This window comes from Pseudomonas sp. CJQ_9 (assembly GCF_043106615.1).
Taxonomy (GTDB): Bacteria; Pseudomonadota; Gammaproteobacteria; order Pseudomonadales; family Pseudomonadaceae; genus Aquipseudomonas; species Aquipseudomonas juntendi.
The window spans coordinates 1-13,695 of sequence record NZ_JBICMS010000073.1 but is presented as its reverse complement, the minus strand read 5'-3'; the positions used below and the strand labels follow the sequence as shown (position 1 = coordinate 13,695).

The 13,695-nt window shown below is 63.9% G+C and carries 12 protein-coding genes; 1 reads left to right on the top strand and 11 read right to left on the bottom strand.

The window, feature by feature from the left end:
• Nucleotides 1-49 precede the first annotated feature (49 nt).
• From ACF8SD_RS14560 to ACF8SD_RS14510, 11 genes are all read right to left on the bottom strand, one after another.
• Nucleotides 50-1,342 carry an adenylosuccinate synthase gene (locus ACF8SD_RS14560; protein WP_009681301.1) on the bottom strand — a complete coding sequence of 431 codons (1,293 nt, stop codon included), beginning with the start codon at nt 1,340-1,342 and terminating at the stop codon, nt 50-52.
• A 56-nt stretch (nt 1,343-1,398) separates the two neighbouring features.
• On the bottom strand, nt 1,399-2,586 hold the full coding sequence (locus ACF8SD_RS14555; protein WP_392483487.1) for an ATP phosphoribosyltransferase regulatory subunit: 1,188 nt from the start codon (nt 2,584-2,586) through the stop codon (nt 1,399-1,401).
• A gap of 301 nt (nt 2,587-2,887) precedes the next feature.
• Nucleotides 2,888-3,757: a protease modulator HflC gene (gene hflC, locus ACF8SD_RS14550; RefSeq protein WP_009681303.1), complete on the bottom strand. Its 870-nt coding sequence runs from the start codon at nt 3,755-3,757 to the stop codon at nt 2,888-2,890.
• Nucleotides 3,757-4,938 (bottom strand): FtsH protease activity modulator HflK, encoded by a 1,182-nt coding sequence (gene hflK, locus ACF8SD_RS14545; RefSeq protein WP_173891271.1) that lies wholly within the window; start codon nt 4,936-4,938, stop codon nt 3,757-3,759. Before hflK ends, hflC begins: the two co-directional genes overlap by 1 nt.
• A gap of 96 nt (nt 4,939-5,034) precedes the next feature.
• The gene (gene hflX, locus ACF8SD_RS14540; RefSeq protein WP_392483486.1) at nt 5,035-6,336 is read right to left on the bottom strand and encodes a ribosome rescue GTPase HflX; all 1,302 of its coding nucleotides are present in this window, start codon (nt 6,334-6,336) and stop codon (nt 5,035-5,037) included.
• A 12-nt stretch (nt 6,337-6,348) separates the two neighbouring features.
• Nucleotides 6,349-6,609, bottom strand: coding sequence for an RNA chaperone Hfq (hfq, locus tag ACF8SD_RS14535; RefSeq protein WP_003258160.1), 261 nt, complete (start codon nt 6,607-6,609; stop codon nt 6,349-6,351).
• 94 nt (nt 6,610-6,703) lie between these two features.
• The gene (gene miaA, locus ACF8SD_RS14530) at nt 6,704-7,675 is read right to left on the bottom strand and encodes a tRNA (adenosine(37)-N6)-dimethylallyltransferase MiaA (protein WP_029887991.1); all 972 of its coding nucleotides are present in this window, start codon (nt 7,673-7,675) and stop codon (nt 6,704-6,706) included.
• Between the two features lies 1 nt (nt 7,676).
• Entirely contained in the window at nt 7,677-9,575 is a 1,899-nt protein-coding gene (gene mutL, locus ACF8SD_RS14525) for a DNA mismatch repair endonuclease MutL (protein WP_192441133.1), read from the bottom strand.
• Nucleotides 9,572-11,002, bottom strand: coding sequence for an N-acetylmuramoyl-L-alanine amidase (locus ACF8SD_RS14520; RefSeq protein WP_173891273.1), 1,431 nt, complete (start codon nt 11,000-11,002; stop codon nt 9,572-9,574). Before ACF8SD_RS14520 ends, mutL begins: the two co-directional genes overlap by 4 nt.
• A gap of 11 nt (nt 11,003-11,013) precedes the next feature.
• The gene (tsaE, locus tag ACF8SD_RS14515; RefSeq protein WP_173891274.1) at nt 11,014-11,487 is read right to left on the bottom strand and encodes a tRNA (adenosine(37)-N6)-threonylcarbamoyltransferase complex ATPase subunit type 1 TsaE; all 474 of its coding nucleotides are present in this window, start codon (nt 11,485-11,487) and stop codon (nt 11,014-11,016) included.
• The gene (locus ACF8SD_RS14510) at nt 11,475-12,335 is read right to left on the bottom strand and encodes an NAD(P)H-hydrate dehydratase (RefSeq protein ID WP_009681310.1); all 861 of its coding nucleotides are present in this window, start codon (nt 12,333-12,335) and stop codon (nt 11,475-11,477) included. The genes tsaE and ACF8SD_RS14510 overlap by 13 nt, the downstream gene beginning before the upstream one ends.
• A 65-nt stretch (nt 12,336-12,400) precedes the next feature.
• Between ACF8SD_RS14510 and queG the strand changes: the two genes are divergently transcribed.
• Nucleotides 12,401-13,465 carry a tRNA epoxyqueuosine(34) reductase QueG gene (queG, locus tag ACF8SD_RS14505; protein ID WP_392483483.1) on the top strand — a complete coding sequence of 355 codons (1,065 nt, stop codon included), beginning with the start codon at nt 12,401-12,403 and terminating at the stop codon, nt 13,463-13,465.
• The last annotated feature ends 230 nt before the right edge of the window (nt 13,466-13,695 follow it).

Here is a 13,695-nt window from a genome sequence, read left to right as displayed (position 1 = left end):
GCCGCAGCCCCTTTCAGGGCTACGGCGTCAGATCAGCCTGGAAGGCAGGTCAGGCGAACGGATGACGCAGAACGATGGTCTCGTTGCGGTCCGGGCCGGTCGAAATGATGTCGATCGGGGCGCCGACCAACTCTTCGATGCGCTTGATGTAGTTACGTGCAGCCTGTGGCAGCTCTTCCAGGGTTTTAACGCCCAGGGTCGACTCGCTCCAGCCTGGCATCGCTTCGTACACCGGCTCCAGGCCGATGTAGCTGTCGGCATCGGAAGGTGCATCGATGACGGCACCGTTCTCGTTCTTGTAGCCAACGCAGATGTTGATGGTTTCCAGGCCGTCAAGCACGTCCAGCTTGGTCAGGCAGATGCCCGAGATGCTGTTGACATCGATGGCGCGACGCAGGATCACGGCGTCGAACCAGCCGCAACGGCGAGCACGGCCGGTGGTGGAGCCGAATTCGTGGCCACGCTTGGCCAGGGTAGCGCCGGTTTCGTCGAACAGCTCGGTCGGGAACGGACCGGAGCCCACGCGCGTGGTGTAAGCCTTGGTGATGCCCAGGATGTAGTCCAGGTACATCGGGCCCACGCCGGAACCGGTGGAGATACCACCAGCCGTGGTGTTGGAGCTGGTGACGTACGGGTAGGTACCGTGGTCGATGTCCAGCAGCGAACCCTGGGCGCCCTCGAACATGATGTCCTTGCCGGCGCGGCGCAGGTTGTGCAGCTCGGCGGTGACGTCGAGCATCATCGGCTTGAGCTGTTCGGCGTAGGCCATGCACTCGTCCAGGGTCTGCTGGAAGTCGATGGCCGGCTCTTTGTAGTAGTTCACCAGCTGGAAGTTGTGGTAATCCAGCAGCTCACCGAGCTTGGCAGCGAAACGCTCGCGGTGGAACAGGTCACCCACGCGCAGGCCGCGGCGGGCGACCTTGTCTTCGTAGGCTGGGCCGATGCCGCGGCCAGTGGTGCCAATCTTGGCTTCGCCACGGGCTTTTTCACGGGCCTGGTCCAGGGCCACGTGGTACGACAGGATCAGCGGCGCTGCCGGGGAGATTCGCAGACGCTCGCGCACCGGTACGCCCTTCTCTTCCAGCTTGGTGATTTCACGCATCAGCGCATCCGGGGCAACGACCACGCCGTTGCCGATCAGGCACTGTACGCCTTCACGCAGGATGCCAGACGGAATCAGGTGCAGAACGGTTTTTTCACCGTTGATCACCAGGGTGTGGCCCGCATTGTGGCCACCCTGGTAGCGCACTACGGCGGCAGCATGTTCGGTCAGCAGATCGACGATCTTGCCTTTGCCCTCATCACCCCACTGGGTGCCCAGGACGACGACATTCTTACCCATTACATTGGTCCTCATTCACGCAAACTTGGTTGCCGGCCTGTCGCCGACGCAGAAACTCACTGGGCCAGCGGCAGAACCTGCCAGCGCCCGTCTTGCTGAATCAATTGCCGATCACAATCCGCCTCGAGAGCAGCACTCAACGGCTGGCCAGGCAAAGCCTGGACCACACGCTGGCCCTCGCTGCGCAACTGGCAGACTTGCTGCCAGAGGGCCGCGTCGCCACTGTCGGGCATCCAGATCCCGCCAGTTGGCAATACGACCTCCGCTCGCCCCAGTGTGACCAGGGTCTTCAAATCCGTGGAGAAACCTGTGGCTGGGCGTGCCCGGCCAAAATCGGCGCCGATGTCGTCATAGCGCCCGCCCTGGGCAATGGACTGACCCTCGCCCGGTACGAACACGGCGAACACCACACCGGTGTGGTAGTGGTAACCGCGCAGCTCACCGAGGTCGAAGTACAGCGGCAGTTCTGGGTAGCGCGACGCCAGCCGGTCCGCGATCGCCAGCAGGTCGTCCAGCGCGGCCAGCACGCTGGCCGGGGCGCGCCCCAGGCGCACGCGCGCTTCGTTCAGCACTTCACGGCCACCGCACAGCTCGACCAGCGCACGCAACATGTTGCCCAGGTCCTTGGGCAGGTCGGCAGTCAAGGCTTGCACCTCATCGACCGACTTGCGTTGCAGCGCATCGAACAACTGCTGCTCCACTGCCCCGGACAGGCCGACCGCCCGGGCCAGGCCGCGGTAGATGCCGACGTGGCCAAGGTCCATGTGCACGTCCGGCACGTCAGCCAGTTGCAGCGTGGCGAGCATCAGGCTGATGACTTCGACGTCGCTGGTAGGGCTGGCATCGCCGTAAAGCTCGGCACCCAGCTGGATCGGGCTGCGCGAGGTGGACAGTGCGCGCGGCTGGGCGTGCAGCACGCTACCGGCATAGCACAACCGACTTGGGCCTTCACGGCGCAAGGTGTGCGCGTCAATACGGGCCACCTGCGGGGTGAAGTCGGCGCGGAAGCCCATCAGGCGGCCGGACTGCGGGTCCACCACCTTGAAGGTGCGCTGGTCCAGGTCCTGGCCGGCGCCGGTCAACAGCGACTCCAGGTACTCGATATGCGGGGTGACGACCAGTTCGTAGCCCCAACCCTGGAACAGGTCCAACACCTGGCGGCGCGCGATCTCGATACGCGCAGCCTCAGGTGGCAGTACTTCCTCGATGCCATCTGGCAGCAGCCAGCGGTCTACCGTTGCCATTACGCCATTTCCCCTCTGGTCCGGGCGGCTTGCCAGCAGGCGAGCCGTCAGTAAAGCCGGTATCGCGCACAGCAGCGGGCAGCACTGATCCCAGCGCAGCCACCGTACCCGATACCCTCGAATTGCCTTGCGAGCTGAGCAAACCGTCAACCGGCGCTGTGCCAATCAACCTTGCAGACGCAAAAAAGCCGGGAAATTTCCCGGCTGCCTCATGATACACCCCTTTTCATTCAGGATGCACCCCGCCTGGTGTTTTAGCTGCCAGGCGGAGCGCTGCCGCATGAAAATCATGGCCTGAGCATTACGGCTTGCTCTTGTCCAGGAAGCGGAAGAACTCGTTCTTCGGATCCAGGACCAGCACGTCGCTCTTGCTCGAGAAGCTTTCGCGGTACGCCTGCAGGCTACGGTAGAACGCATAGAAGTCTGCGTCCTGTGTATAGGCCTTGGCATAGATGGCGGCCGCCTGGGCGTCGCCGTCACCGCGGGTTTCTTCCGCTTCGCGGTACGCTTCGGCCAGCAGCACACGGCGCTGGCGGTCGGCGTCGGCACGAATACCTTCGGCCAGCTCGTTACCCTTGGCGCGGTGCTCGCGGGCTTCACGCTCACGCTCGGTACTCATGCGGTCGAACACGCTGCGGTTGACTTCCTTCGGCAGGTCGATGGCCTTGACACGCACATCGATCACCTCGATGCCCAGCTCTTTGTTGGCCATGCGGTTCAGCGATGCGGTGATGTCAGCCATCAGTGCGTCGCGCTCACCGGAAACCACCTCGTGCAGGGTACGTTTACCGAACTGGTCACGCAGGCCGCTTTCCAGGCGACGCGAAAGCCGCTCGTCGGCGATCTGCTTCATGCCCGAGGTGGCGGTGTAGAAGCGTTCGGCGTCCTTGACGCGCCACTTGGCGTAGGCGTCGACCATCACCGCTTTCTTCTCCAGGGTCAGGAACCGCTGGGTCGGGGCGTCGAGGGTCATCAGGCGGGCGTCGAACTTGCGTACCTGGTTCACGTACGGGATCTTCACGTGCAGGCCTGGCTGAACATCTGCCTGGACCACCTTACCGAAGCGCAGCAGCACTGCACGCTCGGTCTGGGACACGATGTAGAAGCTGTTCCAGGCCACGATGGCCAGGACCACGGCGGCGATCAGGGCGATCAGCGATCTGTTGCTCATCAGCGGCTCTCCCTAGTGCGCAGCGGCTGCTGTTGCTGTTGCATGTCCTGCGCCGCACGCGCGGCCGCATCGTTGGCCGATGGCGATACGCCGGTGGTTGGCGCGGACGCGTTGCGGCTGCCTTCGACCATTTTGTCCAGCGGCAGGTAGAGCAGGTTGTTCTGCCCATCCTTGGTTGCCACCATGACCTTGCTCGAATTGCTGTAGACCTCTTGCATGGTCTCCAGGTACAGACGCTGGCGGGTCACGTCAGGTGCCTTGCGGTACTCGCCGAGCAACTTGCTGAAGCGATCGGCCTCACCCTTGGCGCGGGCGATGACTTCGTCACGGTAGCCGTTGGCGTCTTCGATGATGCGCTGCGCCTGACCACGGGCTTCCGGCACCACGCCGTTGGCGTAGGACTCGGCCTGGTTGCGGGCGCGCTGCTCGTCTTCGCGGGCACGGATCACGTCATCGAAGGCTTCCTGCACTTCACGCGGGGCTGCCGCGCTCTGCACGTTGACCTGGGTAACGGTGATACCCGTGCGGTAGTTGTCGAGGAAGCGCTGCAGGCGCTCGCGGATATCCACGGCCATCTGCTCACGGCCTTCGGTGAGCACCTGGTCCATCGAGGTGGAACCCACCACGTGGCGCAGGGCACTTTCGGTCGCGTGTTGCAGGCTCACCTCAGGCTGGTCGACGTTGAGCACGAAGTCCTGCAGGTTGCTGATCTTGTACTGCACGGTCAGCGGCACCTCGACGATGTTCTCGTCTTCGGTCAGCATCTGGCCCTGCTTGGTGTAGGCACGCTCACGCGTGACGTTCTCCATGTACTTGCGATCGATCGGCGGGAAGTAGATGTTCAGGCCGGGACCGACCGTCTCATAGTACTTGCCGAAGCGCAGCACCACGGCCTGCTCCTGCTCGTCGACCACATACACGGCGTTGTACAGCCAGATGGCAGCCAGCACCGCCAGGCCGATGCCCAGCAGGCCAAGGCCACCGCCCTTGCCGATGTTGCGGTCACCGCCGCCACGTTTCTTCTTGCCGCCGAACATGCCATTGAGGCTGTCCTGCAGTTTGCGGAAGGCCTCGTCCAGATCCGGCGGACCTTTCTTGTCACCACCGCCGCCACCGCCACCACGACGGCCGCCCCAGGGATCCTGATTGTTCGAGTTGCCACCCGGCTCGTTCCAAGCCATAGCGCTCTCCATCTGATAAAGCAAAGACGCGCCCACGGCGCGCCGTCCAATGCTACAGAATGCCTGTCACTGCTGCCCGGCGACCTCGACGGGCATTTATTGCAAAGTGTGTTGCTCGACAAACACTTGCGGCTCCATGCCTTCGCGGCTGACCAGGCGATTCAGTTCGACCATGGGCAGTCGCACGCTCAGCAGGCTGCGCCCTTCTTCATCATGCTCTTCACTCTGCACCGCACCCAAGGCAAAGAATTGCGCGCGCAAGCGGGCAAAACGCTGCTCCAGGCAAAGGGTACCGACAAACAGATCTTCCCCCAGCAACTCGGCTATCGCCTGGCCGACCAGCTCCAGGCCACGCCCATCGCGTGCCGATACCCAGACCCGTTCCGGCTTGCCATCGGCATTGCGCTGGATCTGTGGCTCGACATCTTCGAGCAGGTCGAGTTTGTTATACACCTCGAGGATCGGCAAGCCTTCGGCACCAATCTCGCCCAATACCTCCAACACTTGCTCGATCTGTTCCATGCGCTCGGGCTCATGGGCGTCGATCACATGCAGCAACAGGTCGGAGTTGCTCGACTCTTCGAGCGTAGCCCGAAATGCCTCGACCAGCTTGTGCGGCAAATGGCGAATGAAGCCCACCGTGTCGGCCAGCACGATCGGGCCAAGGTCGTTGAGCTCGAGCCGGCGCAAGGTCGGGTCGAGGGTAGCGAACAGCTGGTCCGCGGCGTACACCTCGGATTCGGTCAGGGCGTTGAACAACGTGGACTTGCCGGCGTTGGTGTAACCCACCAGCGACACCGAAGGGATGTCTGCACGCTTGCGCCCGCGCCGTGCCTGCTCGCGCTGGCTACGGACCTTTTCCAGGCGCGACTTGATCTGGCGGATGCGCACGCGCAACAGGCGCCGGTCGGTTTCCAGCTGCGTTTCACCCGGGCCGCGCAGGCCGATACCACCTTTTTGCCGCTCCAGGTGAGTCCAGCCACGCACCAACCGCGTGCTCATGTGCTCCAGCTGGGCCAGTTCGACCTGCAGCTTGCCTTCATGGGTACGCGCCCGTTGGGCGAAGATATCGAGGATCAGCCCGGTGCGGTCGAGCACACGACACTCGAACACACGTTCAAGGTTGCGCTCCTGGCTGGGCGTGAGGGTGTGATTGAATATCACCAGGTCTACCTGTTCGGCATGGACCAGGTCGTGCAGCTCTTCGACCTTGCCACTGCCAATCAGGTATTTGGCGGAAGGCTGATGCCTTGTCACCGTGACCAGCGAAATGATGTCGGCACCGGCCGACAATGCCAGTTCCTGAAACTCCTGCGGGTCTTCGCGCGCCTCAGGGTTCTGACCTTCCAAGTGAACGAGCAACGCCCGCTCACCACCACCGTGGCGCTCAAAGAACAATGCAGGCTCCTATCAGGCGTTGCCTGGCTCGCTGTCACCATGCTCGGAATCGGACGGGCTTGGCAGGCGAACCGGACGGGCTGGCACCACGGTCGAAATGGCGTGCTTGTAGACCATCTGGCTCACGGTGTTCTTCAGCAGTACCACGAACTGGTCGAACGACTCGATCGAACCCTGCAGCTTGATGCCGTTGACCAGGTAAATGGAAACCGGGACCTTCTCTTTTCTCAAAGTGTTCAGGTAAGGGTCTTGTAGCGAATGCCCTTTTGACATATGCCGCACTCCTGTAAGGATAAATAATAGAAAATCAATGAAAACGATAAATTAGGCCGCCCCTTCGCAAGAATAGACGGCAATCAGCAGGGACTCAGCTCAATATGGAGATGGGCCCTAGGTATTTCAAGGTGCGGGACAGATTGTCGCAGGCCAGGCTGTCAAGCCAGTGTACGTCAGGCCAGCCACGCAACCAGGTGAACTGCCGTTTGGCCAGCTGCCGGGTCGCGATGATACCGCGTTCACGCATTTCACTCTCTGACAGCTTACCGTCCAGGTAATCCCAGACTTGCCGATACCCCACTGCCCGTATAGACGGTAACCCGGCGTGCAAGTCACTTCTGGCTCGCAGTGATCGGACCTCGTCGATAAAGCCCTGTTCCAGCATCTGCGAAAATCGTAACGCAATTCGCTGATGCAAAATGTGACGATCTGTAGGAGCGATCGCCAAGCTGGCGACAGTATAGGGCAAATGCCCGCCAGCGCCTGCGTCTGCACCGCGACTTTCAGCGAATTGACGTTGCCGGTGGGCCGTCATGCTCTCACCGCTCACCCGGTAGACCTCCAATGCGCGGATCAACCGCTGCGGGTCGTTGGGGTGAATGCGTGCCGCCGACACCGGGTCGACCTCGGCCAGTTGGCGGTGCAACTCGCCCAGCCCCAAGGCCGCAGCCTGGGCTTCAAGCTCGGCACGCACGCCCGCATCGGCCGCTGGCATGTCGGCAAGGCCGTCGACCAACGCCTTGTAATACAGCATGGTACCGCCGACCAGCAGCGGAATTTTGCCGCGCCCGCTGATCTCGGCCATGGCCTGCAGGGCGTCGGCGCGAAACTGCGCGGCCGAGTAGCTTTCGGCTGGGTCGCGGATGTCGATCAAGCGATGCGGGTGGGCGGCAAGGACTGCTTTCGACGGTTTGGCCGAACCGATGTCCATGCCGCGGTAGATCAGCGCCGAATCAACGCTGATCAGCTCGCACGGCAGCACTTTGGTCAGTTCGATGGCCAGGTCGGTCTTGCCGGCGGCCGTCGGACCCATGAGGAATATCGCTGGGGGCTTGCCGCTCATTTCATCGACCGCGCAGGAAAAGTTTGTCCAGGTCGTCCAGGCCCATCTGGGTCCAGGTGGGACGGCCGTGGTTGCACTGGCCGCTGCGCTCGGTGTTTTCCATATCGCGCAGCAGGGCGTTCATCTCGGGAATGGCCAGGCGCCGGTTGGCGCGTACCGCGCCGTGGCAGGCCATGGTGCCGAGCAGCTCGTTGAGGTGGGCCTGAATACGGTCGCTGGTGCCGTATTCCATCAGGTCGGCCAGCACATCCTGCACCAGGCGGTTGGCCTCGGCCTGCTTGAGCAAAGCCGGGATCTGGCGGATGGCCAGGGTTTCCGGGCCCAGGCGCTGCAGTTCGAAGCCCAGGCGCTGGAACCACTGCGCGTGCTCTTCGGCGCAGTCGGCTTCGCGCTGGCTCAGGGCCAGGGTTTCCGGCACCAGCAGCGGCTGGCCGCTGAGGCCCTCGCTGGCCATGGCTACCTTCAGGCGCTCGTACATGATGCGCTCGTGGGCGGCGTGCATGTCGACCAGCACCAGGCCGACAGCGTTCTCGGCCAGGATGTAGATACCCTTCAGCTGCGCCAGGGCATAACCCAGCGGCGGAATGTCGCCCTGGCTTTCAGGCAGGGTGGCTGCCGGGGCGGCGCCATTGTCCAGCGGCTTGTAAAACTCGCGGTACACCGCTTGCGCCTCGGCCGCCGGCAGCGGTGGCGAGGGCCGCGGGGTGTACTGGTACTGGTAACCGGCACCACTGCCGCCATTGCTGGCCGTGTGTTGCGGTGCACGTGGCTGCTCGAGCACGGGCGAAGCCAGGCGCATTTCCCCCTGCGGGCCGAACTCACCGGCCTGCTGGCCAGTGGCGCGAATCGCCTCAGGCACCGCAGCCGGGGCGGCCAGTTGGTCTTCCGGGCGCACATCGGCCAGGGCCCGGTGCAGGGTACCGTACAGGAAGTCGTGCACCGAACGCCCTTCGCGGAAGCGCACTTCATGCTTGGTCGGGTGCACGTTGACATCGACGCCGTTGGGTTCCAGTTCAAGGAACAGCACAAAGGTCGGGTGCCGGCCGTTGAACAGCACGTCACGGTAGGCCTGGCGCACGGCATGGGCCACCAGCTTGTCGCGCACCGCACGGCCGTTGACGAAAAAGTACTGCAGGTCGGCCTGGCTGCGCGAGAAGGTCGGCAGCCCAACCCAGCCCCACAAGCGCAGGCCGTTGCGCTCGACGTCGATAGGCAGCGCCTGTTCCATGAAGCCCGGGCCGCAGATGGCACCCACCCGCCGCGCACGCGCCACTTCATCATGGGCCTCGTGCAGGCTGAGGATGCTCTTGCCGTTGTGGCGCAAGTGGAAGCCGACGTCGAAACGCGCCAACGCCAGGCGCCGGATGACCTCCTGCAAGTGATCGAACTCGGTTTTCTCGGCCTTGAGGAACTTGCGCCGCGCCGGGGTATTGAAGAACAGGTCACGCACTTCGACCGAAGTACCCACCGGGTGGGCGGCCGGCTGCACCCGCGGGAGCATGTCGCGGCCTTCGGTTTCAACCTGCCAGGCTTCTGTCGCACTGGCGGTACGCGAGGTCAGGGTCAGGCGCGCCACCGAGCTGATCGAGGCCAGGGCTTCGCCACGGAACCCCAGGCTCAATACGCCTTCAAGGTCTTCCAGCTCACGGATTTTGCTGGTGGCATGACGGGCCAGCGCCAGCGGCAGGTCGTCGGCAGAAATACCGCTGCCATCATCCCGCACCTTCAGCAGCTTGACGCCGCCCTGCTCCACTTCCACATCGATGCGCCGGGCACCGGAGTCCAGGCTGTTTTCCAGCAGTTCCTTGGCTACCGAGGCCGGCCGCTCGACCACCTCACCCGCGGCAATCTGGTTGGCCAGCCGCGGGCTGAGCAGCTGGATGCGCGAACCACCACTCATTGCGAAGCCAATGTGGTGGCAGGGATATCCAGACGCTGGCCGACCTTCAGCTCATCGGACTTCAAGCTGTTGGTGTTGCGCAAGCTGGCCACACTGACCTGATAGCGCACCGCCAGCATTGCCAGGGTTTCGCCTGGGCGCACCGTGTGCTCACGTGGGCCGGCGGCGATCTTGCCGGTATCGCGCAGCCAGGCGATATAGGTGCCAGGCGGCGGGTTCTGCTGGAAGAACTGGCGCACCCCGGTATGAATCGACCGCGCAAGCGCTTGCTGATGGCTGCGACTGGCCAGCTTGGCCGCCTCGTTGGCGTTGGAGATGAACCCGGTCTCTACCAGGATCGACGGAATATCGGGCGACTTCAGCACCATGAAGCCAGCCTGCTCCACTCGCTGCTTGTGCAGCGAGGTGATGCGGCCCATGTTGCCCAGCACTTTCTGCCCGACGTTCAGGCTGGAGCTGAGCGTGGCCGTCATCGACAGGTCGAGCAGCACACCCGCAAGCATGCGGTCCTTGTCGTCGAGGCTGACGTTGCCGGCGCCCCCGATCAGGTCAGAACGGTTTTCCGTGTCTGCCAGCCAGCGTGCGGTTTCGGAGGTAGCGCCACGGTCGGACAGGGCAAACACCGATGCGCCGAACGCAGCCTTGGACGGCGCGGCGTCGGCGTGGATCGAAACGAACAGGTCGGCGCCCTTCTTGCGGGCGATTTCGGTGCGTTTGCGCAGCGGAATGAAGTAGTCACCGGTGCGGGTCAACTCGGCGCGGAAACCCTTCTCCGTGTTGATCTGGCGCTGCAGCTCCTGGGCAATCTGCAGCACGATGTCTTTCTCATGCTGGCCGCGCGAGCCGGAAGCACCCGGGTCCTCGCCGCCATGACCGGCGTCGATGGCAATGACGATGTCGCGCTTGCCGCTAGGTACCGGCGGCAGCTTGATGGCTGGCTGGGTCGGCGTGACCGGGACCGCTGGCGTGGTGGCAGGCGTTTGCACCGGGGTCGGTGGTGGGGTTGGCGCCGTTGCTGCAATGGCATCGGCTTCCTGGTCGTACAGGTCGACCACCAGGCGGTTGCCGTACTGGGCATTGGGCGCCAGGGTAAAGCTTTTGGGGGTGACCGACTTTTTCAGGTCGACCACCACACGCAGGTCGGTCGGCGTGCGCTGGGCCGAACGCACGCTGCTGATCGGCGTGTTGGAGGTCGCCACTTTCAATGGCGCCGCCAAGGTCGCGCCATTGATGTCGATAACCAGGCGATCGGGTGCGCTCAAGGTGAAGACGCTGTGCTGCACGGGGCCAGACAGGTCGAAGACCAGCCGCGTGTTGTCTGGCGCGCGCCACAGGCGCATGCTCTTGACTTGAGTGACGGCCAGAGCGTCAACGGTCACCGTTGTCAGCAGCAGCCCAACGATGGCGACCAGTGCGCGTATGCGCATACCTACCCCACTTACTGTTTATAGTGTTTGGCCAGTGCCACGCACCAGGCCTCGCCGCGAGCCCCCTGCGGCGACAGGTTCAGCGAGCGTCCGCCCGCTTGGGGGCTTATGGTAATGGTCAGGTCGGGCTTTGGCAAAACGCCCGCACCCTTTTGTGGCCACTCGAACAGGCACAACGGGTCGCCCTCGAAATAGTCACGAATCCCCATGAACTCCAGCTCCTCCGGATCGACCAGGCGATACAGGTCGAAGTGAAAAGCTCGGACATCGCCGATCTCGTAGGGTTCGACCACGGTGAACGTCGGGCTTTTCACTGCACCAGTATGGCCCAGGCCACGGATCAGGCCACGCGAGAGCGTGGTTTTACCCGCCCCCAGGTCGCCTTCCAGGAAAATGACACCGCGACCACCGGTCACTTCGGCCATTTTTGCACCGAAGTCGACTGTAGCCGCTTCATCGGCCAGAAACAGATTTAAGCCACACACGCAGAATGCTCCTCCAACAACGCTCGAATGACCGGCGCCAGATCGCTGGCCGCCAGGCCTCTACCTTCAACCCCCAAACGCTCACCGGCACAGGCGTGAAGCCAGGTACCCAGGCAGCCGGCACTCCAGGCGTCCAGCCCTTGGGCCAGCAACGCCGCCAGCACCCCGGTCAGCACGTCGCCCAGGCCCGCGCCGGCCATGGCCGGGTGCCCGCGCTCGCACAGCATCAACTGGCCGGACGGGTGCGCCACCAGGGTGCCTGCCCCTTTGAGCAGGCACACACTGTTGTAGCGCCGCGCCAGCTTGCGCGCAGCGCCCGGCCGGTCGGCCTGCACCGCTTCGGTGGAAATGCCCAGCAGCCGCGCCGCTTCCCCGGGGTGAGGGGTGAGGATGCTACCGCTGGGCAGGGCCAATGGGGTGCCTGCCAGCAAATTCAGGGCGTCGGCGTCCCACACCTGCGGGCGCTCGGCGTTCGCCACTGCCGACAACAGGCTCCGCCCCCAGGCAGCCTGCCCAAGGCCAGGGCCCACCACCAGTACCGTGGCGCGCTCCAACACGCCGACCAGTTGGTTGGCCGACTGTACCCCCAGGCACATCACCTCAGGCAGGCGGGCCAGGCTCGCGGGTAGATGTTCGGGCCGGGTCGCCACGCTGACCAGGCCGGCGCCACAGCGCAAGGCGGCTTCGGCGCTGAGCAGCACAGCGCCACCGGTGCCCAGGTCGCCGCCCACTACCAGCACATGGCCGAAGTCGCCTTTGTGCGCATGCGGGTGCCGTGCCGGCAGGTGTGCGACAGTCACGCTGCTGAGCAGTTGTAGGGTGTTGCCAGGGTGTTTGGTCTGCGGCATGGGGTCAAAGGCTCCAATGTCTGGCAGAATTATACGCACCTGAGCCCGTATTGCCTTGCCCATCCATGCCTGCCTCTACACCTGACCTCGCCCAACTGGCCCAATCGATCAAGATATGGGGCCAGGAACTCGGTTTTGCCCACGTCGGCATCGCCGGGGTCGACCTTGGCGAACATGAACAGCACCTGCAACGCTGGCTAGACGCCGGTTACCAGGGCGAAATGGAGTACCTGGGTGCCCATGGCAGCAAACGGGCGCACCCCGACCAACTGATCCCCGGCACGGTACGCGTGGTCTCGCTGCGCATGGACTACCTGCCCGGCGATACGCAGATGGCGCAACGCCTGGCGCAACCGGAAAAAGCCTACGTGTCACGCTACGCCCTGGGCCGTGACTACCACAAGCTGGTGCGCAAGCGCGTGCAATTCCTGGCAGACCGTATTCAGCAAGCCATCGGCCCGTTCGGCTACCGCGCCTTCGTCGACAGTGCCCCAGTGCTGGAGAAGGCCCTGGCCGAGCAGGCCGGGCTGGGCTGGATCGGCAAGAACACCCTGCTGCTCAACCGCAAGGCCGGCAGCTACTTCTTCCTGGCTGAATTGTTCGTTGACCTGCCGTTGCCGGTGGACGAGGCCACCACCAGTGAACACTGCGGGCGTTGCCAGGCGTGCCTGGACATCTGCCCGACCCAGGCGTTCGTCGGGCCCTATGTGCTGGATGCGCGGCGTTGCATCTCGTACCTGACCATCGAGCTGAGGGGGCCGATTCCTGTCGACCTGCGTTCGATGATGGGTAACCGTGTATTTGGTTGCGATGACTGCCAGATCGTATGCCCGTGGAACCGCTTCGCCAAGCACAGCCAGGAGCAGGATTTCCAGCCGCGGCACGGGCTGGAGAATGCCGAGCTGGCGGGGATGTTCCTGTGGGATGAGCGTACCTTCCTGCGCAAGACCGAGGGCGGGCCGCTACGCCGGGCTGGCTATGAGCGGTTCTTGCGCAACCTGGCGGTGGGCTTGGGCAATGCGCCGTCGACGATACCGGTGATCGAGGCGCTGAAGGCGCGGCGCGAGGATGCGTCGGAGCTGGTGCGCGAGCATGTCGAGTGGGCGCTTGCTCGGCACGGCATTCAATAGCTACTCGGCCCACTGTGGGAGCGGGCGCGCCCGCGAATTTGGCAACTCGGTGGATGCACCGGCTGCGCCGGTGTTCGCGGGCATGCCCGCTCCTACAGGGACCGCGCCGGGCCTGGGGCAGGTTTACTGCTGGTCGTTGTGGGAGCGGGCGCGCCCGCGAAGCAGGCAACTCGGTGGCTAGCACCGGCTGCGCCGGTGTTCGCGGGCATGCCCGCTCCTACAGGGACCGC

Coding starts and splice junctions, on each gene's coding strand:
- hflK (WP_173891271.1), bottom strand. CDS start 4,938: ATGGCTTGGAACGAGCCGGGTGGCAACTCGAACAATCAGGATCCCTGG.
- hflC (WP_009681303.1), bottom strand. CDS start 3,757: ATGAGCAACAGATCGCTGATCGCCCTGATCGCCGCCGTGGTCCTGGCC.
- ACF8SD_RS14555 (WP_392483487.1), bottom strand. CDS start 2,586: ATGGCAACGGTAGACCGCTGGCTGCTGCCAGATGGCATCGAGGAAGTA.
- ACF8SD_RS14520 (WP_173891273.1), bottom strand. CDS start 11,002: ATGCGCATACGCGCACTGGTCGCCATCGTTGGGCTGCTGCTGACAACG.
- queG (WP_392483483.1), top strand. CDS start 12,401: ATGCCTGCCTCTACACCTGACCTCGCCCAACTGGCCCAATCGATCAAG.
- ACF8SD_RS14510 (WP_009681310.1), bottom strand. CDS start 12,335: ATGCCGCAGACCAAACACCCTGGCAACACCCTACAACTGCTCAGCAGC.
- hfq (WP_003258160.1), bottom strand. CDS start 6,609: ATGTCAAAAGGGCATTCGCTACAAGACCCTTACCTGAACACTTTGAGA.
- ACF8SD_RS14560 (WP_009681301.1), bottom strand. CDS start 1,342: ATGGGTAAGAATGTCGTCGTCCTGGGCACCCAGTGGGGTGATGAGGGC.
- miaA (WP_029887991.1), bottom strand. CDS start 7,675: ATGAGCGGCAAGCCCCCAGCGATATTCCTCATGGGTCCGACGGCCGCC.
- mutL (WP_192441133.1), bottom strand. CDS start 9,575: ATGAGTGGTGGTTCGCGCATCCAGCTGCTCAGCCCGCGGCTGGCCAAC.